The organism is Acidovorax sp. (assembly GCF_021287135.1).
Lineage (GTDB): Bacteria > Pseudomonadota > Gammaproteobacteria > Burkholderiales > Burkholderiaceae_C > Acidovorax.
Genome location: NZ_JAJTBB010000013.1, coordinates 1 through 25,061, shown reverse-complemented (window position 1 = coordinate 25,061; position 25,061 = coordinate 1). Strand labels below are relative to the sequence as shown.

Sequence of the window (25,061 nt, the reverse complement as noted above, 5' to 3'; positions counted from 1 at the left end):
AGACTAGCAATGCTGACTCCTAGTCCAGAGCCAGCTCACAAAACCCGTCGGGTGGGGCCAGGATGGGCTCCTGACGGGTTTTGTGAGCGGGTTCCAAACACCGAGGCGGCGCCGCGCGCCGCCTCGGTGTTCAGAGGATTGTCGTCACTTGACGTTCGACAAGCCCCACACGTAAGCCGCCAGCACGCTGATCTGCGCTTCTGTCAGCTTTTCTGCCTGTGCCGGCATCTGGTTCACCTTGCCGTTGTTGACCATGGCGGCCACGGCAGCTTCACCCCAGCCATGCAGCCAGATGTCGTCGGTCAGGTTGGGCGCGCCCAGTGCCTGATTCCCCTTGCCGTCCATGCCGTGGCAGGCGGCGCAAGCAGCGAACTTGGGCTTGCCCAGCGATGCACGCACCGAGTCGTGCGGGCTGCCGGACAGGCTCAGCACGTATTGCGCCAAGTTGCGAACATCTTCTGCAGAGCCGACCGCTGCGACCATGGGAGGCATGACACCGATACGCCCCTTCTCGATCGTTTCACGGATCTTCTCGGGCGTACCGCCGTGCAGCCAGTCATTGTCGGTCAGGTTGGGGAACCCCTTGCTGCCGCGGGCATCCGAACCATGGCACTGCGCACAGTTGTTCATGAACAGGCGCTCGCCGATGGCCTTGGCTTGCGGGTCCTTGGCCATGTCTTCGGGCTTCATCGAAGCGAATCGGGCGTACAGGGGCTCCAGTTCCGTCTTGGCCTTGGCCATTTCGGCGTCGTACTGGCCCTTTTGCGTCCAGCTGAGCTTGCCGGTGAAGGCGCCCAGGCCAGGGTAGGCAGCCAGGTAGCCCAGGCCGAAGAGGATGGTGATGACGAACAGCCACACCCACCACCGTGGCAGGGGGTTGTTCATCTCGACCAGGTCTTCGTCCCAGACGTGGCCGGTAGTGTTGTCGGACGTGGCCATCACCTTCTTGCGCCCTGCCATCCACAGCAGGATCGCGCAGCCGATGATGCCGACCAAGGTCAGCGTGGTCACAAAGACCGACCAGAAATTGCTGGTGAAGTCACTCATGGGGTGTTCTCGTTCTGGTAAAGGTCAATCTTGCTCGAAGGGCAACTGGGCAGCTTCGTCAAAGCGGGTCTTGTTGCGGCCCTGGTAGGCCCACACCCAGATGCCGATGAAGCAGGCCATCGATGCCAGCGTGGCGACGATGCGCATGGTGGTGATATCCATGGCGAATCTCCTTTACTTGAGCGCACGGCCCAGCACTTGCAGGTAAGCCACCAGGGCTTCCAGTTCGGTCTTGCCCTTGACCTCGTCGACAGACGCCGTGATCTGCGCGTCCGTGTAAGGCACGCCCACGGTGCGCAGCGCCTTCATGTGGGCTGGCATGACGCTGGCGTCCACCGGGGTCTTTTCCAGCCAGGGGTAGGCAGGCATGTTGGACTCGGGCACCACGTCACGCGGGTTGTTCAGGTGAATGCGATGCCATTCGTCGCTGTACTTGCCGCCCACGCGCTGCAGGTCGGGACCGGTGCGCTTGCTGCCCCACTGGAAGGGGTGGTCATAGACGAATTCGCCCGCCACCGAATAGTGGCCGTACCGCAGCGTTTCTGCGCGGAAGGGGCGGATCATCTGCGAGTGGCAGTTGTAGCAGCCTTCGCGGGTGTAGATGTCGCGGCCTGCCAGTTGCAGGGCCGTGTAGGGCTCGACCCCCTTGACGGCCTCCGTCGTGGACTTCTGGAAGAACAGCGGCACGATCTCGACCAGGCCGCCAATGGCGATCACCAGCAGGATCAGCACGATCATCAGGAAGTTGTTGGTCTCCACCTTTTCGTGGGAGAAGCCGGTCGAAGCAGATGCGTTGTTGTTAGACATGAATAAATCTCCTTCGGGCTCAGGCGTGGGCCGCGTTCACGGCGGGGATAGCCACCTTGACCGAGCGACCCGAGATCGCAGTCATCCACACGTTCCAGGCCATGACGATCATGCCGCCGAGGTACAGCAGACCGCCGCCCACGCGGATCACGTAGAACGGATAGGTCGCTTTCACGCTTTCCACGAAGGTGTAGGTGAGCGTGCCGTCGGGGTTGATGGCGCGCCACATCAGGCCTTGCATCACACCGGCAATCCACATGGCGGCGATGTACAGCACGATGCCGATCGTGGCCATCCAGAAGTGCAGCTCAACCGCCTTGACGGAATGCATCTTGTCGCGGCCGAAGAGGCGGGGAACCAGGTAGTACAGCGAACCCATGGAGATCAGACCCACCCAGCCCAGGGCGCCGGAGTGCACGTGGCCAATGGTCCAGTCGGTGTAGTGGCTCAGGGCGTTGACGGTCTTGATGGACATCATCGGGCCCTCGAACGTGGACATGCCGTAGAACGACAGGGACACGATCAGGAAGCGCAGGATGGGGTCGTCACGCAGCTTGTGCCATGCGCCCGACAGGGTCATGATCCCGTTGATCATGCCGCCCCAGCTGGGAGCCAGCAGGATCAGGGAGAACACCATGCCCACCGATTGCGTCCAGTCAGGCAGCGCGGTGTAGTGCAGATGGTGAGGACCTGCCCACATGTAGGTGAAGATCAGGGCCCAGAAGTGCACGATCGACAGGCGATACGAGTACACGGGACGGCCTGCCTGCTTGGGGATGAAGTAGTACATCATGCCCAGGAAGCCGGCGGTCAGGAAAAAGCCCACGGCATTGTGGCCGTACCACCACTGCACCATGGCATCCTGCACACCCGCGTAGGCCGAGTAGCTCTTCATGAAACCGGCCGGAATCGCAGCGCTATTGACCACGTGCAGCAGGGCCACGGCCAGGATGAAGGCGCCGAAGAACCAGTTCGCCACGTAGATGTGCTTGACCTTGCGCACGCCGATGGTTCCGAAGAACACGACCGCATAGGCCACCCACACCAGGGTGATCAGGATGTCGATGGGCCACTCCAGTTCGGCGTATTCCTTGCCCTGGGTATAACCCAGCGGCAGGCTCACCACGGCCGCGGCGATCACCAGCAGCCAACCCCAGAAGGTGAACGAGGCCAAGGGTCCGCCGAACAGGCGGACCTGGCAGGTGCGCTGCACCACGTAGTAGCTGGTGGCGAACAGCGCGCTGCCGCCAAACCCAAAGATCACCGCGTTGGTGTGCAAGGGTCGCAAGCGGCCGTAGCTCAGCCAGGGAATGCCAAAGTTGAGTTCCGGCCAGGCGAGCTGGGCGGCGACGATGACGCCCACCAGCATGCCGACCACCCCCACGACCACGGCCAGGATAGAAAACTGCCGCACTACGGTGTCGTTGTAGTGTGCAGCATTAGTTTTTGAAGAATCCATCGGGCACCTCTTTTTTAATGCAGTAAGAGTTTGTTTTAGTCAGCGTTTTGGGGCATTGACACATGTCAACCGTCTCGGAGAATCCGCTCCCCCTCTTGCTCCACGCTCTCAAACTGGCCGTGGTAGATCGCCCACCACAGCCCGGCCAAGATCATCAGCACCAGCACCACCGACAGCGGAATCAGCAGATAAAGAATGTCCATCAGGCGGTCTCCAGAGTAGTCTTTGAAATGGTCATGGCCTGGATGCCGGGGGCGGGCTCAGCCGGCCCTCCCTGCGGGACGGCCGGCAGGCCGCGGGCCAACCGTGCCGCGTTGAGCACCACCAGCAGGGAACTCAGCGCCATGCCCAGCCCGGCCAGCCAGGCGGGCATCCAGCCCGCCACCGCCAAGGGAACACACAGGGCGTTGTAACCCGCCGCCCACCACAGGTTCTGGCGCACCACGCGCAAGGTGCGGCGCGCCAGTAAGGCGGTCTGGGGCACCAAGGCCAGGTTGTCTGCCAGCACCACGAAATCCGCCCGCGATTGCGCTAGGGGAACGGCCCGCCCGAACGCAAACGACACATGGGCGCCCGCGAGCACCGGGCCGTCATTGAGGCCGTCGCCCACCATGGCAACGCAGTGCCCTTGCGCTTGCAGCGCCCGCAACGCGGCCAGCTTGTCCTGCGGGGTGCATTCGCCCGCCGCAACACCGATGCCCGCCTGGGCGGCCACGCGCTGCACGGCTTGCTGCCGGTCCCCCGAAAGCAGCTGCACCGCCATGCCGGCCTGCTGCAACGAGGCCACCACCCCGGGCGCCTCCGCGCGCAGGTCTTCCACCAGATCGAAGCGGGCGACCTCGGACACCGCACTGTCCGCCCCCTGCTCCGACAGCACGACCTGCAGGCCCAGGCCCGCGCCGTGGACTGGCACGCCGGCATGCGCCGCGGATCCCAGGCGGAACTGCCTCGGCAGCGCGCCGGCGGCCTGGCGGTCTTGTACCGTGGCTACCAGGCCGAACCCGGCTTCTTCGCGCAGGTCGGCCACAAGCCAGCGCGCGGCATGCGCGGCGTGGCCAGCATCCGCCGCGGCGCTGGCGGCTACAGCGCGCGAGGCGGGGTGCATGGAATGGCCGGCCAGCACGGCGGCCAGTGCCAGCGCCTGCGCACCGTCCCAGCCGCCAGCGGGGTGAACCGCCCGCAACGCCATGCCGTCCCGCGTGAGCGTGCCGGTCTTGTCGAACACCACGGTATCCACCTGCGCAAGGGCCTCCAGGCCCTGCAGATTGCGCACCAGCACACCGTGCCGCGCCAGGGTGCCGGCGGCCGTGAGCATGGCCACGGGCGTTGCCAGCGACAGCGCGCAAGGGCAGGTCACGATCAGCACCGCCACGGCGACCATCAGCGCATGCCCCGGATCGGAGGGCCACCAGTACACCGCGGCGAGCACCGCCGCCACCAGCACCGCCACCAGGAACGGGCGGGCAATGCGGTCGGCCAGTTGGGCCAGGCGGGGCTTTTGCAGGGACGCACTCTCCATGAGCGCCACGATGTGCGCAAAGCGTGTCTGCGCACCAAGCCCCTCGACCCGCACCTCCACCGGCGCCTGCAGGTTGTAGCTGCCCGCCGTGACCGCGCTACCTTCGCCACGCGCCACTGGCGTGGATTCGCCGGTGAGCAGCGATTCGTCGGCGTGGGTATTGCCGCGCAGGATGCGGCCGTCGGCAGGAAACGCCTCGCCCGGCAGCACGCGGATGGTGTCCCCCACCGCCAGGCGCCGCGTGGCCACGCGTTCGTAGTCCCCCATGGCCGTGCGCCGCTCCACGCTGTCGGGCAGGCGGTTCATCATGGCCTCCAGCGCCCCAGCCGTGCGGTCACGCAAACGCAGCTCCAGCCAGCGGCCCGTCAGAAGGAAGAACACGAACATGGTGAGCGAGTCGTAGTAGACCTCGCGCCCGAAGATGCCCGTGGGATCGAAGGTGCCAGCCGTGCTCACCACGAAAGTGATGGCCATGCCCAGCGCCACCGGCAGATCCATGCTGACCCGGCGCTGGCGGACGTCCCGCAGCGCGCTGGCAAAGAATGGCCCGCAGGAAAACACCACCATCGGCAGCGTGATGACCCACGATGCCCAGCGCAACAGCCGCTCCATCTCGGGCGTCAGGTCGCCGGGCTGCGCCACGTAGGCAGGCCATGCGTACATCATCACCTGCATCATGCAGAAGCCTGCCACCAGCCAACGCCACAGGGCGCGGCGGCTTTCCTTCTGGCGCTGCTCGCGGGCAAAGGCGTCCATGGCGGGCATCGCACGGTAGCCGGCCTTCTGCACGGCCTCGATCCATTGCGACGGGCGCACCTGGGCGGGATCCCACACCACGCGGGCGCGGCGGGTGGCCGCGCTCACATCGGCCTGCCGCACGCCGGGCACGCTGCGCAGCGCGTCTTCGATCGTCAGCGCACACGCCGCGCAGTGCATGCCCTCCAGCACCACCTGCGAATCCCACGTGCAGGCAGCAGGGTCTGCGGGAGCCGTACCCGACGCATCGCGAGGCCGGCCGAAGGCCGACCATTCCTGCGGATCATCCAGCAACGCAGCCTGCGCGGCCGGCGCCACCAGGGCAGCCGCCCCCGCGGCAGGCGCCGAAGGCGCTACCGGCTGATCGGGTCGAAACATTGACATGGTTCAAGCCTATCTTTGCGACATGACATGCACATTGACCTGCATCAAGTCCGCGGACATGATTCATCCTAAGCTTGTTGCATCACTTGGAGGACCTTTTATGTACAAACGCATCCTGATTGCAACAGACGGCTCCCCTCTGTCGGACAAGGCGGTGGAGCACGGCCTGTCCATCGCGGCCCTCACCGGCGCCAGCGTGGTCGCCCTGAAGGTGGTGCCGCGCTATCCCCGCAGCTACTTCGAAGGCGGCATGCCGGTGGACGCCAGCGATGTCAAGCGCATCGAAGCCCAGTGGGGCAGCGCCGCACAAGCGATGGTGGATGGCGTCAAGGCCCAGGGCGACTCCCAAGGAGTCTCCGTCAAGCCCATCATTGCCAAATCGGACCTGGTGGCCGAAGCCATCATCTCCGCCGCCAAGAAGCACAAGTGCGACCTGATCGTGATGGCATCGCACGGCCGCAAGGGCCTCAAGCGCCTGCTGCTGGGCAGCGAAACGCAGCATGTGCTGACGCACTCGCACATCCCGGTGCTGGTGCTGCGTTAAGCACCGAAATCAGCATCAAAACAGGCTCTAGCGCTTATCCAGCAAGCGCTAGCAGCTATCAAAAACAAAGCAAAAAGCCGAGGAAGCATCCGCCTCCCCGGCTTTTTTGCTGGCCAGCAGCCGGCCGCGGCGACTAGGCGAACAACCCCTTGTACTGATCCCGCAGCAGATTCTTCTGCACCTTCCCCATCGTATTACGCGGCAACTCCGCCACCACAAAGCACTTCTTCGGAATCTTGAAGTTGGCCAACTGCGACTTGAGCTGGGCCACGATGGCATCGGCATCCAGCTGGGCACCGGGCTTGGCAATCACCACGGCCACGCCCACTTCGCCAAAGTCGGGGTGGGGCACGCCGACCAGGGCGCTTTCGGCCACGCCGGGCATGTCGTTGATGTAGCCCTCGATCTCTGCGGGGTAGACGTTGTAGCCGCCGCTGATGATGAGGTCTTTGCTGCGGCCCACGATGTGGACGTAGCCGCGCTCGTCCACCTTGCCCACGTCGCCGGTCTTGAAGTAGCCGTCCTTCGTGAACTCTTCGGCCGTCTTCTCGGGCATGCGCCAGTAGCCCTTGAAGACGTTGGGGCCCTTGACCTGGATGCCGCCGATCTCGCCCACGGGCAGGTCTTTGCCGTCGTCGCCCTGCACGCGCAGGCTCACGCCCGGCAGGGGGAAGCCCACGGTGCCGCCACGGCGTTCGTCCTGCCCGTTGTAGCGCTGGTCGGCGCTGTAGGGGTTGCTGGTGAGCATGATGGTTTCGCTCATGCCGTAGCGCTCCAGGATGGTGTGGCCGGTGCGCTGCTGCCACTCCTTGAAGGTTTCGATGAGCAGCGGCGCCGAGCCTGCGATGAAGAGGCGCATGTTCTTCACGGCCTGTTTGTTCAAACCTGCCTCGGCCAGCATGCGCACGTACAGCGTGGGCACGCCCATGAACACGGTTGCGCGGGGCATGGCGGCGATGACGGCCTTGGGGTCGAACTTGGCTAGCCAGATCATCTTGCTGCCGTTGATGAGCGCGCCGTGGATGGCGACGAACAGGCCGTGCACGTGGAAGATGGGCAAGGCGTGAATCAACACGTCGCCCCGTCCGTCAGGCCCTCCGGTAGCCGTCCAGCCCCAGTACTCCTTGAGCATGACGGCGTTGCTGAGCATGTTGCCGTGCGTGAGCATGGCGCCCTTGCTGCGGCCGGTGGTGCCGCTGGTGTAGAGGATGGCGGCCAAGTCGTCGGCGCTGCGGGGCACGGCCTGGTGCTCATCGCTGTGGTGGGCGGCGCGCTCCAGCAGGCTGCCGGTGCGGTCATCGCCCAGCGTGAACACGTGCTGGGTGCCCAGGGTGAAGGCCAGCTTGGACACCCAGCCAAAGTTGCCGGGGCTGCACACCACCACGGCGGGCTCGGCGTTGCCGATGAAGTATTCGATTTCGGCGCTCTGGTAGGCGGTGTTGAGCGGTAAGAAGACGTAGCCCGCGCGCAGCGTGGCCAGGTACAGCGCCATCGCCTCCACCGACTTTTCTACCTGCACGGCCACGCGGCTGCCTTCGGGCAACTTCAGCGATGCGAGCAGGTTGGCAATGCGGGCGCTGGCGTGGTCCAGGTCGCGCCAGGTGTAGTACAGCGGCGTGCCGTCGGCGGCCGTGGTCTCCACGGCGGTGCTGTCCAGGTCCGCAGGAAAGGCTGCGCGCAAGGCGCTGAAGAGGTTTTGCTGGCTCATGGCTTGAGGGGGCAGTGGGTTCAACAAGGAAAACGATCAGGGGACGGCCGCGCCGGCCGTTCAGAACACGGGCGAGCGCTTTTGCAGGAAGGCGTTGATGCCCTCGCGGTGCTCGGCGCTGGGCGCATAGGCGTAGGGGTCGGCGGCCAGCGCATTGTTTGCTATGTTTTTAATAGCTGTCTGCGCTTGTCCAGCAAGCGCTGGAGGCACTTTCAATGCACGAAGCGTCTGCTTGTTCATGCGGGCGGCCTGGGGCGCCAGTGCCGCAATGCGGGCAGCACAGCCTTGCGCCTCGGCGGCCACCTGGTCGTCGGGCACGACCCGGCTCAGAAAGCCGCGGGCCAGCATGTCGGGGGCGTTGAAGGTGGCCGCCTCCAGCAGCATCTGGCGGGCGATGACCTCGCCGACCGCGCCGGCCACCAGCTGCGCTTCGCGCGGGGCCATGGGAAAGCCCAGTTTGGCAATGGGTGCGCCAAAGCGCGCTCCCTGCCCTGCAATGCGGATGTCGCAGCAGCTGGCAATCTCCACCCCCGCGCCCATGCAGGCGCCGCTGATCTGGGCCACGATGGGCACGTCGCACTGGAGCATGGCGTTCAGCCCGCCCCACACATCGTTCTCGTGGAAGTCGCGCAGGCCCTCCACGTCGAAGCGGAAGCCGGGGTATTCCGAGATATCGCCCCCGGCGCAGAACGCACCGCCCTCGCCTGCGATGACCACGCAGCGCGCCTCGCTGCGGCGCTGCACTGCTTCAAACACCGCCCGCAACTGCCGCCACATGGGCCGCGACATGGCGTTCAGCCGCCCCGTGTGGCGCAGGGTGACATGCACCACGCCGCCCTCACCCGCATTCATCAACACTTCACCAGACATCTTGGTATCCATCCCGTCCTGCACTGCTCAACACTTGCAGCCCTCGAAACCCGCGCAGCGCCATCACCAGCGCCACCGTGGAACTGGCTTGGCCGGTCCACGGGGGCGCGTCCCCCTTCAGGGGATTAGTCCAATTTGGCGCCAGACGCCTTCACCACCGCCGCCCAGCGCTTGACCTCGCTGCTGACCATGGCCGCAAATTGCTGCTGGGTCATGCCGCCGAAATCGGCCCCGTTGCTGGCCCAGATGGTCTTGAGCTCCTCGGCCGTGCCCAGCTTGCGAACCTCGTCCACGATCCGTGCCTGCACGTCGGCCGGCGTGCCCTTGGGCGCCCACAGGCCATACCAAGTGGTGACGGTGTAATCGGGCAGCCCGACTTCGGCCGCACACGGCACGTCCGGAAAGGCCGGGTTGCGCTTGCTGCCGGACACCATCATCGCCTTCACGCGCCCGGCCTTGATATGCGCGGCCGACGAGCCCAGGCCGTCGAACATCATGTCCACCTGGCCGCCGATCAGGTCTTGCAGCGCCGGACCGGCCCCACGGTACGGAATGTGCGTGATGAAGGTGCCCGTCTGCTGCTTGAACAATTCGCCCGCCAGGTGGTGCGAGGTGCCCGCGCCCGCCGAGCCGTAGTTGAGCTTGGCCGGGTTGCGCTTCACGAAATCCATGAACTGCTGGAAGTTGCTGGCCGGCACGTTTCTGGGGTTGACCACCACCACCTGCGGCACGTTGGCCAGCAGGTACAGGGGCACAAAGTCCCGCTCGATGTCGTAGTCCAGCTTGGGGTACATCGACGGCGCAATGGCGTGGTGCACGGCGCCCATGAAGAGGGTGTAGCCGTCCGGCGCGGCCTTGGAGGCAAAGCTGGCCCCCACCGTGCCGCCGGCGCCGCCGCGGTTGTCGATCACCAGCGTCTTGCCGGTGGCCTTGGAGAACTGTGCCGCCAGGGGGCGCGCAAAGGCGTCTGTTCCGCCCCCGGCCGGAAACGGCACCACCAGGTAGACCGGCTTGGTGGGCCAGGCAGAAGCCTGCGCCCTTGCCGGGCCTGCAGACCATCCGAGTCCGGCGCCCGCAGCGCCCAGCAGCACCGTGCGGCGACGAATCTGCGTGTGGTGTTCTTTCATTCCTTGTCTCCTGTCGTCGTTGTAAAAAAAGGAAATCAGTGGGCGGGCACGCCCGGGCCCAGCAACCGGGTGCCCGCCGGCATTGTCGCTGCCCTGCCGTGCAAACAACTAGGCGGGCGCATCACCCCCGGCACAGGCTCTCGATCTCGCCCGACATGGGCACCTTGCCCTGCGCGAGCAGGCTGCGGTGCTTGTCCAGGCGCTTGAGGTCGTACAGGTAGTTCACCATGAGGCCATACGATTGTTTCAGGCCCTTGGCGGACGGATCGCCGCCCCAGTTCAGCCGCTCCACGCGGGCGCCGTTGCCCAGGTGGAAACGGGCCACGGGGTCGGCAGGCTTGCCATCGGGCAGCTCGCGGCCCAAATAAGAGGCCGCGCACTCCAGCAGCATCTGCCGCACCGGCGAGCGGGCATCGAGTTCCGCGGCCTTGTCGAGCGCGGCCAGCAGGTGGGTGGCCTGGGGCGGCTCAAAGCCCACGGCCCGGCCCAGCTCGGCGCGGCGCTTGTCGTCCAGCCGCTCCAGCATGGCGCCCGCATGCTTGCCCAGCCAGGACCGGAACCCGGGGATGGGCGAGAGCGTGGCAAACGTGCGCAGGCGCGGGAACTCGGCCGTGAGCGTCTCCACCACGTGCTTGATGAGCGAATCGCCAAAGCTCACGCCGCGCAGACCGGTCTGCGTGTTGCTGATGGAATAAAAGATGGCCGTGGTGGCCCGCGAGATGTCCACCGGCGCAGCGGATTCGTCCAGCAGCGGCGTGATGCTGGACGACATCTTGTCCAGCAGCGCCACCTCCACGAAGATCAGTGGCTCGCCCGGCAGCCGGGGGTGGAAGAAGCCGTAGCAGCGGCGATCGCTATCCAGGCGGTTCTTCAAGTCGGCCCAACTGCGGATGTCGTGCACCGCCTCGTACTTGATGAGCTTTTCCAGCAGGGAAGCGGGCGAGTCCCAGGACAGGCGGCGCAGTTCCAGGAACGCCACGTCGAACCAGGTCGAGAACAGGTGCTCCAGCTCGGCGTCCAGCGGCAGCAGGCGCTTGTCGCCCTTGAGCTGCGGCAGCAGCTCGGCGCGCAGGTCCACCAGGAAGCGCATGCCCTGCGGGAACACGGCAAAGCGCTGCAGCAGCCGGGTGCGCGGCGACACCAGCGCCCGGCGCAGGCTGATCTCGGCCTGGCCCTCTTCCTCGGTGCCGGCGGCGGCCTCGTAGCGCGCGCGGGCCGACTTGAAGCGCGAGGCGTCGGGCGCGAACTGCTCGCACATCAGCAGCCACATGTCGCGCCGCTCCTCGGGCTCGGCCTTGGCATACCACTCGGCCACCGCCTGCGCGCGGCGGCCGCCTTCGATCTCGCTGACCTGCGGTGCCACCACCTCCTGCAGGTCGGCCAGCAAGCGGCGCAGCGCGCGGGGGGACAACGCCTCCTGCCCCCGGCGCAGCGTGGCCTGCAGGCGCTCATGGGTGCCGCGCGGCTGGGGCGTCTTGGGCACCACGTCGGTGACGGTCTTGTCGAGCACGGCGCGGGCCGGCTTGTCCGCGGCCTTGCTGTCCACGGCGGGTGCGGCGGTGCGCAGGCGGGACACGCTGCGGGCGATCCACTCGGGGGTGCTGTTCATCATGGTGTGAGCCTCGATTGCTGGTTGCGGGCGATGTCGCGCAGCGCGTCGCGCTGGCGCAAGAGGTGGTTGCGCATGGCCTCTTCGGCGGCGTCGCAATCGCGCGCCTTCAGGGCCGCAAACACGGCCAAGTGCTCCGCCAGGCTTTGCTGCAGGCGGCCCGGCGCGTGCAGGGTCTGCGCCCGCGCGAGCCGCAGGATCTTGCGCAGATCGCCGATCACCTGCGCCAGCCAGCGGTTGTCAGCCAGGGTGATAAGCGCCTCGTGGATGGCGTAGTTGGCCTCGTAGTAGTCGGTGATGCGGCCTTGCTGGGCGCATTCCTGCAGGCGCTGGTGCAGCACCGAGAGCGCCGCCACGTCCGCCGCGCTGGCGTTGCGCGTGGCTTCGTGGGCGGCGCGGCCTTCCAGCAACGCAATCACCGGAAAGATCTCGTCCAGGTCTCGCTCGGTCACCTCGGCCACAAAGCAGCCGCGGCGCGGCTCGTGGCGCAACAGGCCTTCGGCCACCAGCACCTTCAGCGCCTCCCGCAGGGGGGTGCGCGAGATCGACAGCCGTTCGCACAGCGCGCCCTCGTCCAGGAAGCTGCCCGGCGGCAGCGCCCCCGCGAAGATCTGCTCACGCAGCCGCGCGGCAGCTTCGTCATGCAAGGAGTTAGGAACCGGGCGCATAGGCAACAGGGGCCATGAAGGGGACCCGCATGTCGAGGCCACCCGCCCGGCACAACCGCTGGCGCGGGCGTAGGCCCCCGGCACGGGGTGCCTGCCCAGCCGGCGCGGTGCCACAGCGGTCGACATTGCCACATACGCCCAGCCGCGCGAGCGAACTGGGGCTAACAGCGCGCAACCTGCTGCCTTTTCGGGGGGTGAGTGCGTGAATTTGCATAATTTTCTGTAATTATGGGCAGCGTCACCGCAAAAGGCCAGCGCCGAGCCATCCCGCAAGAAACTCAGGGGCAAATGCGCAACAACACCCGCCGGGTTGCGGCATAAAAACGACATCCGCCCGCGGGGAACCGGCGACGCGAGGGATGGAGCGCAGAGGCCTCCAGGCACCCTGTGCACGAATCACTGCGCCGAGTGCCTCTGCGGGCTCGGGCGGTCTGCAGCGTTGCAAAACCTCGCAACCGCTCCGGCTGCTATGGGTCCTTTTTGCGCCCCCGCACTTGCAGTCCTCCCGATCTGCGGGCACGCTTTCCGCTCAACTACCTAGCTCTTCAGCTGCGCAAGCCCCTGGACCAGATGGTCGATCCACGCCCGGGTCTTGGCGGCCAGGAAGCGGTTGGGCGGGTACAGGAGCCAAGCCGTGCCGGCGTAGCTGGTGCGGTGCTCCCAGTCCGGCAGCACCTCCACCAGGGCGCCGCTGTGCAGCGCGGCCTGGGCGGTGAAGCCGGGCAGGCTGGCGATGCCCAGGTGGGCCAGCGCCGCCTCCAGCCGCAGCTCGCTGTGGTTGGCCACGTAGCGGCCGTGCACGGTGACGGTGGCGGTCTCCGGCCCGCGCACAAAGCGCCAGTGCCGGTCGCGCTCGTCTTCGCCCAGGTAGATGCAGGCGTGCTCGGCCAAGTCACGCGGGTGCCCGGGATGGCCGTGGGCCGCCAGGTACGCGGGGCTGGCGCAGATGCGGTGGCGCACCGTGGCCACCGGCCGGCCGGCCAATCCGGGTGGGGGCGCGTCGGTGATGCGCAAGGCCAGGTCGATGCCCTCTTCCCACAGGTCCACCACGCGGTCGGTCACGACCAGCTGCACATCCACCGCCGGGTACTGCGCCAGGAACGACAGCACCAGCGGGTGCACCACCTGGCGCCCCACGGCCTTGGGCACGCTCATGCGCACCAGGCCGGACGGCGCGCCCGTGTGCGTGTCGCACAGCGCCCAGACCTCGCGCGCGGCGGCCACCAGGGCCTGGCAGCGGCCGTAGGCGGCGGTGCCGGCTTCCGTCAGCCGCACCTTGCGGGTGGTGCGCTCCAGCAGGCGCACACGCAATGCGCCCTCCAGCCGCGCCACCTGGCGGCTGACGGCCGAGGGCGTGGTGCCCAGTTGCCGCGCTGCGGCCGAAAAGCCGCCCGCCTCGACCACGCGGGCAAACACGGCCATGTCGGTCAGGCCGTCCAGAGGCTGGGCGGCAGGTTGATTGATGCTCATACGGAACAGATGCTTTGCACTGGCAGAGATTATCAATTTTCACGCACAGGCCAACAATTCAGGGCTTTCAAGGACACCACCATGACCCAGCCCACCGCATTCTTCGCTTCACCGGCCGCGCCCTCTTCTGCGGCAGCCTTTGCCGCGCGCTGGGCGGATGCGGCCCTGCTGCTGGTGGCCGTGGTGTGGGGCACCAGCTATGGCGTGGCCAAGGGGGCGCTGGTGTTCTATCCGGTGTTGGGCTTTTTGGCTGTGCGCTTCGGGCTCACCCTGGCGCTGCTGCTGCCCGCGTGGTGGCGCGCCAGCCCGGCGCAGCGGCGCAGTGCGCTGCGTGCGGGGCTGCCGCTGGGGTGGCTGCTGCTGGGCATCTTTTTGTGCGAGACCTGGGGCCTGGCGCACACGCAGGCCAGCCACGCCGCTTTTCTGATCAGCCTGTGCGTGGTGTTCACCCCGCTGGCCGAATGGGCCTTGCTGCGCCAGCGCCCGGCCCCAGCCATGCTGGGGTTTGCCGCGGTGTCGCTGCTGGGCGCCGCGCTGCTCAGCGGCGGCGCGCCAGGGCTCGGCGAGGGCGGCGTAGCCTGGGGCTGGGGAGATGCGCTGATCCTGGCCGCGGCGGTGCTGCGCGCCATCACGGTGTGCGCCACCACGCGCCTGACCCGTGGCGGCGGAGACAGCGCGGCGCCGGTGATGGCGCTCACCGCGGTGCAGGCCGCCGTCGTCGGATCGGGGGCGCTGGGGCTGGCGCTGGCGCTGCCCGGCGGGCTGCCCCCGCTGCCGCGCGAGCCCCAGTTTTGGGGGGCCAGCGCGTACCTGGTGCTGGGCTGCACGGTGTTTGCGTTCGGGGTGCAGAACTGGGCGCTGCGCCACAGCTCGCCCACCCGCGTGGGCCTGCTAATGGGCAGCGAGCCGGTGTTTGGCGCGCTGTTTGCGGTGGCATGGCTGGGAGAAAGCCTCAGCCCGCTGGGCTGGGTGGGCGGTGCGCTGATCGTGGCGGCCGCGCTGCTGACCGTGCGGCGGCGCACGGCGTCCTGCTGAAGCAAAATAGCTATTGTTTTAATAGCTGCCAGCGCTTACCCATCAAGCGCTGGATGCCATTTTTACCAAAATTTTCTTCAAGCGGGCACGCGCCGGGCCGCCTGGGGTTGCCGCTGCGCCCACAGCCACAGCGCGATGCCGCCCACGATCATCGGCAGGCACAGCCACTGGCCCATGCTCATGCCCAGCGACAAGATGCCCAGGAAGGCGTCGGGCTCGCGGAAATACTCGGCAATGAAGCGGAAGACGCCATAGCCGAACAGGAACGCCGCCGCCACTTGGCCCTGCCGGCGCTCCTTGCGCGCATACAGCCACAGCAGCACGAACAGCAGCAGCCCTTCCATCAGAAACTGGTAGACCTGCGAAGGGTGGCGCGGCTGCAGGGAACCGCTGTGCGCAAACACCATGCCCCAGGGCAGGTCGGGGCTGGCAAAGCGGCCCCACAGTTCCCCATTGATGAAGTTGCCCACGCGTCCGGCCGCCAGGCCGGTGGGCACGCAGGGCGCCACGAAGTCCGCCACCTGCAGCCAGGGCCGCTGGCGGGAGCGGGCAAACCAGATCATCGCCACGATCACGCCCAGCAAACCGCCATGAAACGACATGCCGCCCTGCCACACCGCGAAGATCTCCAGCGGATGGCTGAGGTAGTAGCCCGGCTTGTAGAACAGGCAGTAGCCCAGGCGCCCCCCGGCCACGACCCCGGCGACACCCAGGAAGAGGATGTCCTCCACATCCTTGCGCGACCACGCGGCAGAGCCGGTCAGGGAGGCAAACGGCTCGTGGCGCAGGCGCAGGTTGCCCAGCAGCATGAAAAGGCCAAAGGCCGCGAGATAGGTCAGCCCGTACCAGTGGATGGCCAGCGGGCCGATCTGCAGGGCGACGGGGTCAATGTGGGGATAGGTCAGCATGGTGGCCGGTATTGTGCCTGCCCCGCATTCGCCCCCGCCGGTGTGCGGCCACCCCCGGCGCGGCCCCGGGCCGCCACGAAAAAAGCCGCGCTGGCGGCGCGGCTTGCGAGGGGGCAGCTTGCGCAGCGCGCGCGCCGCGGCCCGCTCAGTCGTCCAGCAGCGACAGGTCGCGCACCGCGCCCTTGTCGGCCGACATCACCAGCTTGGCATAGGCCTTGAGCGCAGCCGACACCTTGCGCGGGCGTGGCTGGGCAGGCTTCCAGCCTTTGGCGTTCTGTGCCTCGCGGCGCTTGGCGAGTTCTTCATCGCTCACCAGCACATTGATCGTGCGGTTGGGGATGTCGATGCGGATACGGTCGCCGTTCTGCACCAGGCCGATCGCGCCGCCGGCGGCGGCCTCGGGCGAGCAGTGGCCGATCGACAGGCCCGAGGTGCCGCCCGAGAAGCGCCCGTCGGTCAGCAGCGCGCAGGCCTTGCCCAGGCCCTTCGACTTGATGTAGCTGGTCGGGTAGAGCATTTCCTGCATGCCGGGGCCGCCCTTGGGGCCTTCGTAGCGCACGATGACGATGTCACCGGCCTTCACCTTGTCGGCCAGGATGTTCTCCACCGCCTCGTCCTGCGACTCGGTCACATGGGCCGTGCCCTCGAACACGTGGATGGACTCGTCCACGCCTGCGGTCTTGACCACGCAGCCGTCCAGCGCGATGTTGCCGCGCAGCACGGCCAGGCCGCCTTCCTTGCTGAACGCATGCTCGACGGAGCGGATGCAGCCCTCGGCACGGTCCAGGTCCAGGCTGGGCCAGCGCGTGTTCTGGCTGAACGCCACCTGCGTCGGCACGCCGGCCGGGCCGGCCATGTAGAAGGTGCGCACGGCCTCGTCCTGCGTGCGGGTGATGTCCCACTGCGTCAGCGCATCGCCCAGCGTGGGCGCATGCACCGTGGGCACATCGGTGTGCAGCTTGCCGGCGCGCTCCAGCTCGCCCAGGATGGCCATGATGCCGCCGGCGCGGTGCACGTCCTCGATGTGGTACTTGTTGGTGTTGGGTGCCACCTTGCACAGCTGCGGCACGGCGCGCGAGAGGCGGTCGATGTCGGCCATGGTGAAGTCGATCCCGGCTTCGCGCGCAACGGCCAGCAGGTGCAGGATGGTGTTGGTGGAGCCGCCCATGGCGATGTCCAGCGTCATCGCGTTCTCGAAGGCCTTGAAGCCCACGGAGCGCGGGAGGATGCGCTCGTCGTCCTGCTCGTAGTACTGGCGGGCCAGCTCCACGATGCGGCGGCCGGCGCGCTTGAAGAGCTGTTCGCGGTCGGCGTGCGTGGCCACCACCGTGCCATTGCCGGGCAGGGACAGGCCCAGCGCCTCGGTCAGGCAGTTCATGGAGTTGGCGGTGAACATGCCCGAGCACGAGCCGCAGGTAGGGCAGGCCGAGCGCTCCACCTCGGCCACGTCGGCGTCGGAATAGGCCTGGTCCGCGGCGATCACCATCGCGTCCACCAGGTCGAGCTTCTTGAACTCGATGGTCTTGGTGACGGGGTTGGCCAGCCGGGTCTTGCCCGCTTCCATCGGGCCGCCGGAGACGAAGATCACCGGGATGTTCAGGCGCATCGCCGCCATCAGCATGCCGGGGGTGATCTTGTCGCAGTTGGAGATGCAGACCATCGCATCGGCGCAGTGGGCGTTGACCATGTACTCGACCGAGTCCGCGATGATGTCGCGGCTGGGCAGCGAATACAGCATGCCGTCGTGGCCCATGGCGATGCCGTCGTCGACAGCAATGGTGTTGAACTCCTTGGCCACGCCGCCCGCGGCCTCGATCTCGCGCGCGACGAGCTGGCCCAGGTCCTTCAGGTGTACGTGGCCGGGCACAAACTGCGTGAACGAGTTGACCACGGCGATGATGGGCTTGGAAAAATCGTCGTCCCTCATGCCGGTGGCGCGCCACAGCGAGCGGGCGCCGGCCATGTTGCGTCCGGCGGTGGAAGTCTTGGAACGGTATGCGGGCATCGTGGAGAGAAAAGAAGGATGGAGGGAGGAAGAGGAAAACGATTGGATCGCAGAAGGGGGCGGGCTGCGCCGTAGCAGCCCCGTGCGCGCCCGTGCGACGCGCAACCTCTTGAGCCGCGCCCTGGGCAAACCCCGCAATTATGGCCGACGCATCCGGGGGCCCTGCGGCGCATTGCGTATTCCCACCGATGGACAGCGCCACTGCACCGGCGGACACTGCGGCATTCCCCACAGGAGTACCGCCAATGACCGATTCGACGCGCCCGTCCCTTGCCATCAACCGCCGCAGCGCCCACATCACCGAGGGCAAGAGCCGCGCGCCCAACCGCTCCATGTTCTACGGCATGGGTTACCAGGAAGGCGACTTCGCCAAGCCCATGGTGGGCGTGGCCAACGGCCACAGCACCATCACGCCGTGCAACAGCGGCCTGCAGAAGCTGGCCGATGCCGCCATCGCCGGCATCGAGGAAGCGGGCGGCAACGCCCAGGTGTTCGGCACGCCCACCATTTCGGACGGCATGGCCATGGGCACCGAGGGCATGAAATACAGCCTGGTGAGCCGCGAGGTGATCAGCGACTGCATCGAGACCTGCGTGCAGGGCCAGTGGATGGACGGCGTGGTCGTCATTGGCGGCTGCGACAAGAACATGCCCGGCGGCCTCATGGGCATGCTGCGCGCCAACGTGCCCGCCATTTATGTCTACGGCGGCACCATCCTGCCCGGCCACTACCAGGGCCGCGACCTGAACATCGTGAGCGTGTTCGAGGCGGTGGGCGAGAACGCCGCCGGCAAGCTGAGCGACCACGACCTGCACGAAATCGAGAAACGCGCCATTCCGGGCACGGGCTCGTGCGGCGGCATGTACACCGCCAACACCATGAGCAGCGCGTTCGAGGCGCTGGGCATCAGCCTGCCCTACTCCTCCACCATGGCCAACCCGCATGACGAAAAGATGAACTCCGCCCGGGCGTCGGCCCAGGTGCTGATCGAGGCCATCCGGCGGGACCTCAAGCCCCGCGACATCGTGACCCGCCAGTCCATCGAGAACGCCGTGGCCGTGATCATGGCCACTGGCGGCTCCACCAACGCGGTGCTGCACTTCCTGGCCATCGCGCATGCGGCCGGCGTGGAGTGGACCATCGACGACTTCGAGCGCATCCGCCAGAAGACGCCCGTGCTCTGCGACCTCAAGCCCAGCGGCAAATACCTGGCCGTCGATCTGCACCGCGCGGGCGGCATCCCGCAGGTGATGAAGATCCTGCTGAACGCCGGCCTGCTGCACGGCGACTGCCTCACCATCACCGGCAAGACAATTGCCGAAGTGCTCCAGGACGTGCCCGGCGAGCCCCGCGCAGACCAGGACGTCATCCGCCCCATCGGCAACCCGATGTACGCGCAGGGCCACCTGGCCATTCTCAAGGGCAACCTCAGCCCCGAGGGCGCGGTGGCCAAGATCACCGGGCTCAAGAACCCCGTCATCACCGGCCCGGCGCGGGTGTTCGACGATGAGCAGTCGGCCCTGCAGGCCATTCTGGACGGCAAGATCCAGGCCGGCGACGTGATGGTGCTGCGCTACCTGGGGCCCAAGGGCGGCCCCGGCATGCCCGAGATGCTGGCCCCCACCGGCGCCCTGATCGGCGCGGGGCTCGGCGAGAGCGTGGGCCTCATCACCGACGGGCGCTTCTCCGGTGGCACCTGGGGCATGGTGGTGGGGCACGTGGCGCCGGAAGCCGCCGCTGGCGGCACCATTGCCTTCGTGCACGAGGGCGACAGCATTACCATCGACGCGCACCAGCTCAAGCTGGAGCTGAACGTGCCCGCGGCCGAGATCGCCCGGCGCCGCGAAGGCTGGACGCCACCGCCCCCGCGCTATACCCGCGGTGTGCAGGCCAAGTTTGCCTTCAACGCCGCCAGCGCGAGCCGGGGCGCCGTGCTGGACGCATACTGAGGCACAGCGCGGGGGGCCCGCGCAGGTGGCGCGGGCATGGATCCCTTGCGCGGCCTCTTCGAGAGCGCCGGGCCTGCTCCCGGTCCCCCGGGGCCGTAGCCCAGGCGCTCAGGGCTTGCCGCGCCCCGCGTTCCGGCGCATCCAGCGGCCGGCCAATGCCCTGAGCGGCGCAGTCACGCGCCAGGACCAGCTGGAACGCATCTGCTCCAGCTCTTTGCGGACGGCGGCGGTCACTGCGACCTCCCGGGCCGCCACACCACGGGCAAGCCGCAGGACCGTGATGCGCGCCGGGTCGGCCGGCGGGCGGCTGCCCGCCGCCGCGGGTTGTGCCCGCGCCACCAGCGGGTCTGCATCAAAAAACGCCAGGGGTTGCTCTGCGCAGGTAGTGACCACCACGCCCCAGGGCTCGTGCGCGTCGATGCCCTTGGGCCCGCCTTCGCGGGGGTTGTAATGCCCCTGCTCAAATGCGCCGTCCTCCAGCACGCGCACCACGTCGTCCGGCGCCGCGCCGCCCACCCAGCCCTGCGCGGGCCGGAAAAACACGGCAACGTGGGGCGCCCCCGCATCCGCCACCAGCAAAATTCGCCCCTCAGCCAGAAAGCACAGCCCGTGGGGATAGGTCACCCCCTGCAGCTGGGCCGCCGGCACCTGGTCCGCCGCAAGCCACTCGTCGTTCCGGTACAGCGCCACGGCATGCCGGTCGTGGTTGCTGATGGCCACCCAGTCTCCCCGGGCGTCCACGGCCACGCCGTCGGGCAGGTCGAGCCCTTGCTGCATGAACACCTGCGCGTCCAGATGGGCCAGGCCGGCCCGGGCGTCCAGCAGGTGGTGCGTCACGTAGTTGGAAAAGCCGTTGCAAACCCACAGCTCCACCAGCCCGGACCCCAGGTCCCGCGCGCACAGGCTGCCCGGGGTGCTCACCAGCTCGGTCTCGCGCTTGCTGATGACGGCCATGGGCTGGAGATGGTGCACCGAGGCCAGGCCGCGGGGCGCGGGAACATCGAAGACCGACACGATGCCCTCGCGGTTGGCCACGGCCAGTCGGTCGTTGCCGATCCAGCTCACGCCGTGCGGGCGCTGCAGGCTGTCCGAGGCGATCTCCACGGCATCCGTGAGGACCAGGGTTTTGCGGCCTTCCACAGTCTGGCAGTCCACGCCGACCACCAGCAAGCGGTCCAGCGTGATGGCGGCAAGTGCCAGCCGGCGCCCGTCGGGCGACCACGCGATGTCTTCCGTGCGCCCCATGGAGGCGATGGCCCGGTATACCTCCGCGGGTCCTGTCGACAACAGTCTCATGGCGTCACCCCTTGCTGCGCGTTGTGGAACGCCAACGCGTCCTCCACGCCACCGTCAAACACCACGCGGCCTTCCTTCAAGACCAGCGCGCGGTTGCAAAAGCTCCTGAGAATGAGTTCGTTGTGCGAGGCAAGCACCAGGATGGATACCTTTTCAATCAGCCCATTGATGCGCCCCTGTGCCTGGCTGAAGAACTTGGCATCGCCTGCGCCAATCATTTCGTCCATCAGCAGGATGTCGGGCACGACGCTGGTGGACACCGCAAACGCAAGCCGCAGCAACATGCCCTGCGAATAGGTTCGCACGGGCAACTGGAGATGCTCGCCCAGCTGCGTGAAGGACTCCACCGACGGGATCAGTTCCATCGCCTGCCGGCGCGTGAGCCCCATCACGATGCCCCGCATGATGATGTTGTCGTAGCCGGTGGCGTCGGCATCCATGCCGAGCATGATGTCCGTGAGCGCCGCGATCTTCCCCTGGAAGCTGCACTCTCCCTGCATCGGCTCGTACACGCCGGACAGCACGCGCAGCAGGGTCGTCTTGCCGGCCCCGTTGGCCCCCACCAGCCCCACCCGGTCCCCGGGATTCAGCTGCAGGCTGACGTCCCGCAAGGCATGCACGCTGACCCGCCGCAGGCCGCTGGCCTCCACGCGCGCCTTTTCACGCTGCGGCAGCCCCAGCATGGTGTTGAGCAAACCACGCGACCGCGAAGTGAACACGGGAAAGTCGATGGAGACCTCGTGCAATCGGATGTGTGCCATAGGGGTCCGCGGCTTTTGGCCATGTCACAGCCAGTACACGATCCGCCGCCGGACCATGACGTACTGGAAAAAAAACACCACGCCCAGCACAGCGACCACGCCGGCCGCCGCAAGCCATGCTTGCGGGTCCGTCGCCGTGCCCATCAAGGGGTTGCGCACCAGATCCAGAAACAATGCCAGCGGGTTCAGGCGCACCACCCAGCGGGCCCGCTCGGTCAGCTCGTCGGGCACCCACAGCACGGGCGTGACAAAGAAGCTCAGCTGCATCAGGCTGCCCATGGCCACGGTCACATCCCTGAAACGGGTGGCCAGCGCGCCAATGATGGCAACGGCGAAGCTGGCGGCCAGCAAAGTGAGCGCCATGGCGCCCAGGAAGGCCGCCCAGTGCACGGCCCCCAGGCGCCCGGACCACCACAGCACGGCCAGCACGATCACCGCGCTGTGCAGCATCAGCACGGTGCAGCGGAACACGGTGCGAAAGACGAACGCCGTCTTGGGGTAGGACATCTGCTTCAGGAAGGCGTCCGAGCCGGTGTAGGTGAGACACCCTTCGTTGAGCAGTGCGCTGAAATACCCGAACAACACGTGCCCGGCACAAAAATACGGCAGGTACCAATCGGCCGGGTACTTGAACAACTGGGCCCCAATCAGGCCAAACGCCACGATGAACAGAGCCGTGTTCACGGTGATCCACACGGGGCCCAGGAACGTCTGCCGGTACCTTTTGGCCACATCGTTCCACCCCATGAAGCACCAGAAGCGCCACGCCGCCAGCGCGCTGGCGATATCCCGCACCAGCAGCCGGACCTGCTGCCCAAAGGCTCCGGCTGGCGCATGAAGGGCCGTGTTTGCCATGGCTGCCTTCGCCCGTCAGAGGACCGACTGGTAGACCTGCACGGTCTTTTCCGCGCACGCCTGCCACGTGAAGCTGCGCACACGCTCGCGGCCCCGCGCCGCCAGTTGGTGCGCGAGCGCCGGCTGTTCCGCGATCCGCGCCATGGCATGCGCCACATCGTCGGTGCGCAGCGGGTCAAACAGCAGCGCCGCATCGCCGGCCACCTCGGGAATCGACGTGGCATGGGAGGCCGCCACCGGCACGCCGGCCGCAAAGCCCTCCAGCACCGGCAGTCCGAAGCCTTCGTGAAGCGAAGGGAAGACCAGCGCAGTCGCACTCTTCACCACCGCCCGCAGATCGGCGTCGGGCAAGTGGCGCAGCCAGCGAACGTTGGGCAGCGTTCCGTCAGAAAACCGCGCCACCACATCCTCGCAGCCCCAGCCGGGCTTGCCCACGACCAGCAGCGGAAATTCGCGCTGCAAACGCAACGGCAGGCTGCTGTGTGCCGCCAGCAGCCGGGCGATGTTCTTGCGCGGCTGCAGCGTGCCGACAGTCACGAAATAACGCTCTGGCAACGCGTGCCGTGCGCGCACGGCGGCGGCCTGCGCGGCGTCCACCGGATCAAACCACCCCGGCCCCACGCCCAGCGGAATGGCCGTGATGCGCTCCACGGGGACGCGGAAATGCTCGGCAATCTCCTGCCGGGAATATTCTGAAATGGTGATGATCCGCTGGGCCCAGAATGCCGTCCGGCGCCACATCTCGTTCTTCAGCGCCTTGAAGCGGTACCGGATCCACTCGGGATGGGCCAGCGGTATCGCATCGAAAAAGGTGGCGACCACGGGAATCCCCCGCATCCGTGGCACCAGGTGATCGGTGGCATGCACCAGATCGACCCCCGCCCCGAGCGCGCGGCGCATGGCCCGGAAGCTGCCGCCGGGCACATTCGACAGGAGCGCCTGCGTGCCAAACCGCCCTGCGGCCACCGCGGGAACGGCGCCCGTCCACAGGCTCGCCGGACCGAACACGTAAGGCTGCAGCTGCACGCCCTGCGGCATGGCCGCCATCAGCTCCCGGGTGTAGGTCCCGATGCCATCCACGCCGCCCTGCTGGACGGACCGCGCGAGCACGCTGACCCCAAACGCCACCTTCATTCACACACTCCCTTGACCTACTGGTGTTTTGCATAACGCGCGCCGCCGTCCCGGGCCGATGGCGCCCTGCCCTCGGGCGCTCGGTAGAACACTGTGCTGCGGCGCAAAGCGGCCGCCCTGCCATGCGCTTACTATCGCTTACGTTTGTTGCCCTGCAGGGCGCACAAGATGGTTTTGAAAAGATGGGCGGCCCTTGGGCACCGGCGTCATGGCATCCCACGGCACCCGTGTGGCAGGGCGCACCTTGTGGGGCCGCGCGGCCATGAAACACCGGGCGGATGCCCGGGCCGGCGCCGATGCGCCAGCGGGCTACCGCGGCTTGCGCGGGCGCATGCCGAGGGCTTCCTTGTGCTTCTCGATGCGCTCCCGTTTGCGCTCTTCCATCTTCTCCACGGCCTTGCGCTTGGTGTAGCCGGTCGAGTCCGCCCAGGCCCACCACGCGGCCGTGGCGCCAAACGGCGCGACGATCCACCACCACGACCAGGCCGCCACCGGCCCGATCTCAAAATATTTCAACGCGAGAAGCAGCAGGGATAGGCCCAGCAAATACATGGCGATCTCCAAAATAAGGGGGCTGGCGGCTTGATCACGGGCAAGACGCGTGTCAACCCAAGCCACTACAATCCCATTAAAGAACTGTAACCCAACCACAGGAAATCCCACCATGAAGCGTACCCTGATCACCCTTGCCATGACGCTGTCGGTCGCTGCACCGGCCATGGCCGATCTGGCCCTGGCCACCTCCAAGAACTGCATGGCCTGCCATGCCGTGGACAAGAAGCTGGTCGGCCCCGCCTACAAGGACGTCGCTGCCAAGTACGCCGGCCAAAAGGATGCCGCCGACAAACTGGCCGCCAAGATCATGAAGGGCGGTTCTGGCGTGTGGGGTCCCGTGCCCATGCCCGCGAACACCCAGGTCAACGAAGCAGAAGCCAAGAAGCTGGCTGCCTGGGTGCTGACCCAGAAATAATCCCCGTTCGCCAGAACGCGGCAGCCGTGCCCTTGGGCACGGCTTTTTTTTGGTTCTTCACGGATTAGCGGGGTAAGCCACCCCAGAGGCAAAAAAACAGCGGTGACATCTCAAGCAAGATGGTTGTGCGACCAATCATCAAACTTCAGAGCACCGCTGCATGCATAAGAATACAGGCTG

Annotated in this window: 23 protein-coding genes; 4 read left to right on the top strand and 19 right to left on the bottom strand. The window is 67.1% G+C overall.

Features of this window, described 5'->3' with window-relative positions; all coding sequences use genetic code 11:
- Positions 1-144 precede the first annotated feature (144 nt).
- From ccoP to LWW96_RS02840, 6 genes are all read right to left on the bottom strand, one after another.
- Positions 145-1,047 (bottom strand): cytochrome-c oxidase, cbb3-type subunit III, encoded by a 903-nt coding sequence (gene ccoP / locus LWW96_RS02865; protein WP_291484156.1) that lies wholly within the window; start codon positions 1,045-1,047, stop codon positions 145-147.
- Positions 1,048-1,071: 24 nt separating this feature from the next.
- Positions 1,072-1,209 carry a cbb3-type cytochrome c oxidase subunit 3 gene (locus tag LWW96_RS02860; protein ID WP_291484155.1) on the bottom strand — a complete coding sequence of 46 codons (138 nt, stop codon included), beginning with the start codon at positions 1,207-1,209 and terminating at the stop codon, positions 1,072-1,074.
- Between the two features lie 12 nt (positions 1,210-1,221).
- Positions 1,222-1,854 carry a cytochrome-c oxidase, cbb3-type subunit II gene (gene ccoO / locus LWW96_RS02855; protein ID WP_291484154.1) on the bottom strand — a complete coding sequence of 211 codons (633 nt, stop codon included), beginning with the start codon at positions 1,852-1,854 and terminating at the stop codon, positions 1,222-1,224.
- 19 nt (positions 1,855-1,873) lie between these two features.
- Positions 1,874-3,313 carry a cytochrome-c oxidase, cbb3-type subunit I gene (gene ccoN, locus LWW96_RS02850; protein ID WP_291484153.1) on the bottom strand — a complete coding sequence of 480 codons (1,440 nt, stop codon included), beginning with the start codon at positions 3,311-3,313 and terminating at the stop codon, positions 1,874-1,876.
- A gap of 65 nt (positions 3,314-3,378) precedes the next feature.
- A complete protein-coding gene (gene ccoS / locus LWW96_RS02845; RefSeq protein WP_291484152.1) occupies positions 3,379-3,516 on the bottom strand; it encodes a cbb3-type cytochrome oxidase assembly protein CcoS in 138 nt (45 codons plus the stop codon).
- Positions 3,516-5,972, bottom strand: coding sequence for a cation-translocating P-type ATPase (locus LWW96_RS02840; RefSeq protein ID WP_291484151.1), 2,457 nt, complete (start codon positions 5,970-5,972; stop codon positions 3,516-3,518). The genes ccoS and LWW96_RS02840 overlap by 1 nt, the downstream gene beginning before the upstream one ends.
- Before the next feature lie 100 nt (positions 5,973-6,072).
- Here LWW96_RS02840 and LWW96_RS02835 point away from each other — a divergent pair, with 100 nt between their 5' ends.
- The gene (locus LWW96_RS02835; protein WP_291484150.1) at positions 6,073-6,516 is read left to right on the top strand and encodes a universal stress protein; all 444 of its coding nucleotides are present in this window, start codon (positions 6,073-6,075) and stop codon (positions 6,514-6,516) included.
- A gap of 133 nt (positions 6,517-6,649) precedes the next feature.
- Here LWW96_RS02835 and LWW96_RS02830 read toward each other — a convergent pair whose 3' ends face one another.
- The 6 genes from LWW96_RS02830 to LWW96_RS02805 form a co-directional block, all read right to left on the bottom strand.
- Positions 6,650-8,224, bottom strand: coding sequence for a malonyl-CoA synthase (locus LWW96_RS02830; protein WP_291484149.1), 1,575 nt, complete (start codon positions 8,222-8,224; stop codon positions 6,650-6,652).
- A gap of 60 nt (positions 8,225-8,284) precedes the next feature.
- The gene (locus LWW96_RS02825; protein ID WP_291484148.1) at positions 8,285-9,094 is read right to left on the bottom strand and encodes an enoyl-CoA hydratase/isomerase family protein; all 810 of its coding nucleotides are present in this window, start codon (positions 9,092-9,094) and stop codon (positions 8,285-8,287) included.
- A 125-nt stretch (positions 9,095-9,219) separates the two neighbouring features.
- Positions 9,220-10,221 carry a tripartite tricarboxylate transporter substrate binding protein gene (locus tag LWW96_RS02820; RefSeq protein ID WP_291484147.1) on the bottom strand — a complete coding sequence of 334 codons (1,002 nt, stop codon included), beginning with the start codon at positions 10,219-10,221 and terminating at the stop codon, positions 9,220-9,222.
- Positions 10,222-10,342: 121 nt separating this feature from the next.
- Positions 10,343-11,830, bottom strand: a complete 1,488-nt coding sequence (locus tag LWW96_RS02815) for a malonyl-CoA decarboxylase (protein WP_291484193.1) — start codon at positions 11,828-11,830, stop codon at positions 10,343-10,345.
- The gene (locus tag LWW96_RS02810) at positions 11,830-12,498 is read right to left on the bottom strand and encodes a GntR family transcriptional regulator (RefSeq protein WP_291484146.1); all 669 of its coding nucleotides are present in this window, start codon (positions 12,496-12,498) and stop codon (positions 11,830-11,832) included. The genes LWW96_RS02815 and LWW96_RS02810 overlap by 1 nt, the downstream gene beginning before the upstream one ends.
- Before the next feature lie 537 nt (positions 12,499-13,035).
- The gene (locus LWW96_RS02805; protein WP_291484145.1) at positions 13,036-13,968 is read right to left on the bottom strand and encodes a LysR family transcriptional regulator; all 933 of its coding nucleotides are present in this window, start codon (positions 13,966-13,968) and stop codon (positions 13,036-13,038) included.
- An 81-nt stretch (positions 13,969-14,049) separates the two neighbouring features.
- Between LWW96_RS02805 and LWW96_RS02800 the strand changes: the two genes are divergently transcribed.
- Entirely contained in the window at positions 14,050-15,003 is a 954-nt protein-coding gene (locus tag LWW96_RS02800; protein ID WP_291484144.1) for a DMT family transporter, read from the top strand.
- Positions 15,004-15,080: 77 nt separating this feature from the next.
- On the opposite strand, the gene lgt is transcribed toward LWW96_RS02800, so the two are convergent.
- Together lgt and ilvD (LWW96_RS02790) are read right to left on the bottom strand one after the other, a co-directional pair.
- Complete coding sequence (gene lgt / locus LWW96_RS02795) at positions 15,081-15,911, bottom strand: prolipoprotein diacylglyceryl transferase (protein WP_291484143.1); 831 nt, start codon at positions 15,909-15,911, stop codon at positions 15,081-15,083.
- A 145-nt stretch (positions 15,912-16,056) separates the two neighbouring features.
- Entirely contained in the window at positions 16,057-17,916 is a 1,860-nt protein-coding gene (gene ilvD / locus LWW96_RS02790) for a dihydroxy-acid dehydratase (protein ID WP_291484142.1), read from the bottom strand.
- A gap of 245 nt (positions 17,917-18,161) precedes the next feature.
- On the opposite strand from ilvD (LWW96_RS02790), the gene ilvD (LWW96_RS02785) reads away from it, so the two are divergent.
- Entirely contained in the window at positions 18,162-19,865 is a 1,704-nt protein-coding gene (ilvD, locus tag LWW96_RS02785; protein WP_291484141.1) for a dihydroxy-acid dehydratase, read from the top strand.
- Between the two features lie 108 nt (positions 19,866-19,973).
- Here the strand turns inward: ilvD (LWW96_RS02785) and LWW96_RS02780 are convergent, their stop codons facing one another.
- The 5 genes from LWW96_RS02780 to LWW96_RS02760 form a co-directional block, all read right to left on the bottom strand.
- On the bottom strand, positions 19,974-21,161 hold the full coding sequence (locus LWW96_RS02780; RefSeq protein WP_291484140.1) for an LpqB family beta-propeller domain-containing protein: 1,188 nt from the start codon (positions 21,159-21,161) through the stop codon (positions 19,974-19,976).
- Entirely contained in the window at positions 21,158-21,922 is a 765-nt protein-coding gene (locus LWW96_RS02775; protein WP_291484139.1) for an ABC transporter ATP-binding protein, read from the bottom strand. Before LWW96_RS02775 ends, LWW96_RS02780 begins: the two co-directional genes overlap by 4 nt.
- Before the next feature lie 24 nt (positions 21,923-21,946).
- Positions 21,947-22,777, bottom strand: coding sequence for an ABC transporter permease (locus tag LWW96_RS02770; protein ID WP_291484138.1), 831 nt, complete (start codon positions 22,775-22,777; stop codon positions 21,947-21,949).
- Positions 22,778-22,792: 15 nt separating this feature from the next.
- A complete protein-coding gene (locus LWW96_RS02765; RefSeq protein WP_291484137.1) occupies positions 22,793-23,911 on the bottom strand; it encodes a glycosyltransferase family 1 protein in 1,119 nt (372 codons plus the stop codon).
- 309 nt (positions 23,912-24,220) lie between these two features.
- The gene (locus tag LWW96_RS02760; RefSeq protein WP_291484136.1) at positions 24,221-24,463 is read right to left on the bottom strand and encodes a TIGR04438 family Trp-rich protein; all 243 of its coding nucleotides are present in this window, start codon (positions 24,461-24,463) and stop codon (positions 24,221-24,223) included.
- Positions 24,464-24,575: 112 nt separating this feature from the next.
- Between LWW96_RS02760 and LWW96_RS02755 the strand changes: the two genes are divergently transcribed.
- Positions 24,576-24,881 carry a c-type cytochrome gene (locus LWW96_RS02755; RefSeq protein ID WP_291484135.1) on the top strand — a complete coding sequence of 102 codons (306 nt, stop codon included), beginning with the start codon at positions 24,576-24,578 and terminating at the stop codon, positions 24,879-24,881.
- The last annotated feature ends 180 nt before the right edge of the window (positions 24,882-25,061 follow it).

Coding starts and splice junctions, on each gene's coding strand:
- ccoP (WP_291484156.1), bottom strand. CDS start 1,047: ATGAGTGACTTCACCAGCAATTTCTGGTCGGTCTTTGTGACCACGCTG.
- LWW96_RS02860 (WP_291484155.1), bottom strand. CDS start 1,209: ATGGATATCACCACCATGCGCATCGTCGCCACGCTGGCATCGATGGCC.
- ccoO (WP_291484154.1), bottom strand. CDS start 1,854: ATGTCTAACAACAACGCATCTGCTTCGACCGGCTTCTCCCACGAAAAG.
- ccoN (WP_291484153.1), bottom strand. CDS start 3,313: ATGGATTCTTCAAAAACTAATGCTGCACACTACAACGACACCGTAGTG.
- ccoS (WP_291484152.1), bottom strand. CDS start 3,516: ATGGACATTCTTTATCTGCTGATTCCGCTGTCGGTGGTGCTGGTGCTG.
- LWW96_RS02840 (WP_291484151.1), bottom strand. CDS start 5,972: ATGTCAATGTTTCGACCCGATCAGCCGGTAGCGCCTTCGGCGCCTGCC.
- LWW96_RS02835 (WP_291484150.1), top strand. CDS start 6,073: ATGTACAAACGCATCCTGATTGCAACAGACGGCTCCCCTCTGTCGGAC.
- LWW96_RS02830 (WP_291484149.1), bottom strand. CDS start 8,224: ATGAGCCAGCAAAACCTCTTCAGCGCCTTGCGCGCAGCCTTTCCTGCG.
- LWW96_RS02825 (WP_291484148.1), bottom strand. CDS start 9,094: ATGTCTGGTGAAGTGTTGATGAATGCGGGTGAGGGCGGCGTGGTGCAT.
- LWW96_RS02820 (WP_291484147.1), bottom strand. CDS start 10,221: ATGAAAGAACACCACACGCAGATTCGTCGCCGCACGGTGCTGCTGGGC.
- LWW96_RS02815 (WP_291484193.1), bottom strand. CDS start 11,830: ATGAACAGCACCCCCGAGTGGATCGCCCGCAGCGTGTCCCGCCTGCGC.
- LWW96_RS02810 (WP_291484146.1), bottom strand. CDS start 12,498: ATGCGCCCGGTTCCTAACTCCTTGCATGACGAAGCTGCCGCGCGGCTG.
- LWW96_RS02805 (WP_291484145.1), bottom strand. CDS start 13,968: ATGAGCATCAATCAACCTGCCGCCCAGCCTCTGGACGGCCTGACCGAC.
- LWW96_RS02800 (WP_291484144.1), top strand. CDS start 14,050: ATGACCCAGCCCACCGCATTCTTCGCTTCACCGGCCGCGCCCTCTTCT.
- lgt (WP_291484143.1), bottom strand. CDS start 15,911: ATGCTGACCTATCCCCACATTGACCCCGTCGCCCTGCAGATCGGCCCG.
- ilvD (WP_291484142.1), bottom strand. CDS start 17,916: ATGCCCGCATACCGTTCCAAGACTTCCACCGCCGGACGCAACATGGCC.
- ilvD (WP_291484141.1), top strand. CDS start 18,162: ATGACCGATTCGACGCGCCCGTCCCTTGCCATCAACCGCCGCAGCGCC.
- LWW96_RS02780 (WP_291484140.1), bottom strand. CDS start 21,161: ATGAGACTGTTGTCGACAGGACCCGCGGAGGTATACCGGGCCATCGCC.
- LWW96_RS02775 (WP_291484139.1), bottom strand. CDS start 21,922: ATGGCACACATCCGATTGCACGAGGTCTCCATCGACTTTCCCGTGTTC.
- LWW96_RS02770 (WP_291484138.1), bottom strand. CDS start 22,777: ATGGCAAACACGGCCCTTCATGCGCCAGCCGGAGCCTTTGGGCAGCAG.
- LWW96_RS02765 (WP_291484137.1), bottom strand. CDS start 23,911: ATGAAGGTGGCGTTTGGGGTCAGCGTGCTCGCGCGGTCCGTCCAGCAG.
- LWW96_RS02760 (WP_291484136.1), bottom strand. CDS start 24,463: ATGTATTTGCTGGGCCTATCCCTGCTGCTTCTCGCGTTGAAATATTTT.
- LWW96_RS02755 (WP_291484135.1), top strand. CDS start 24,576: ATGAAGCGTACCCTGATCACCCTTGCCATGACGCTGTCGGTCGCTGCA.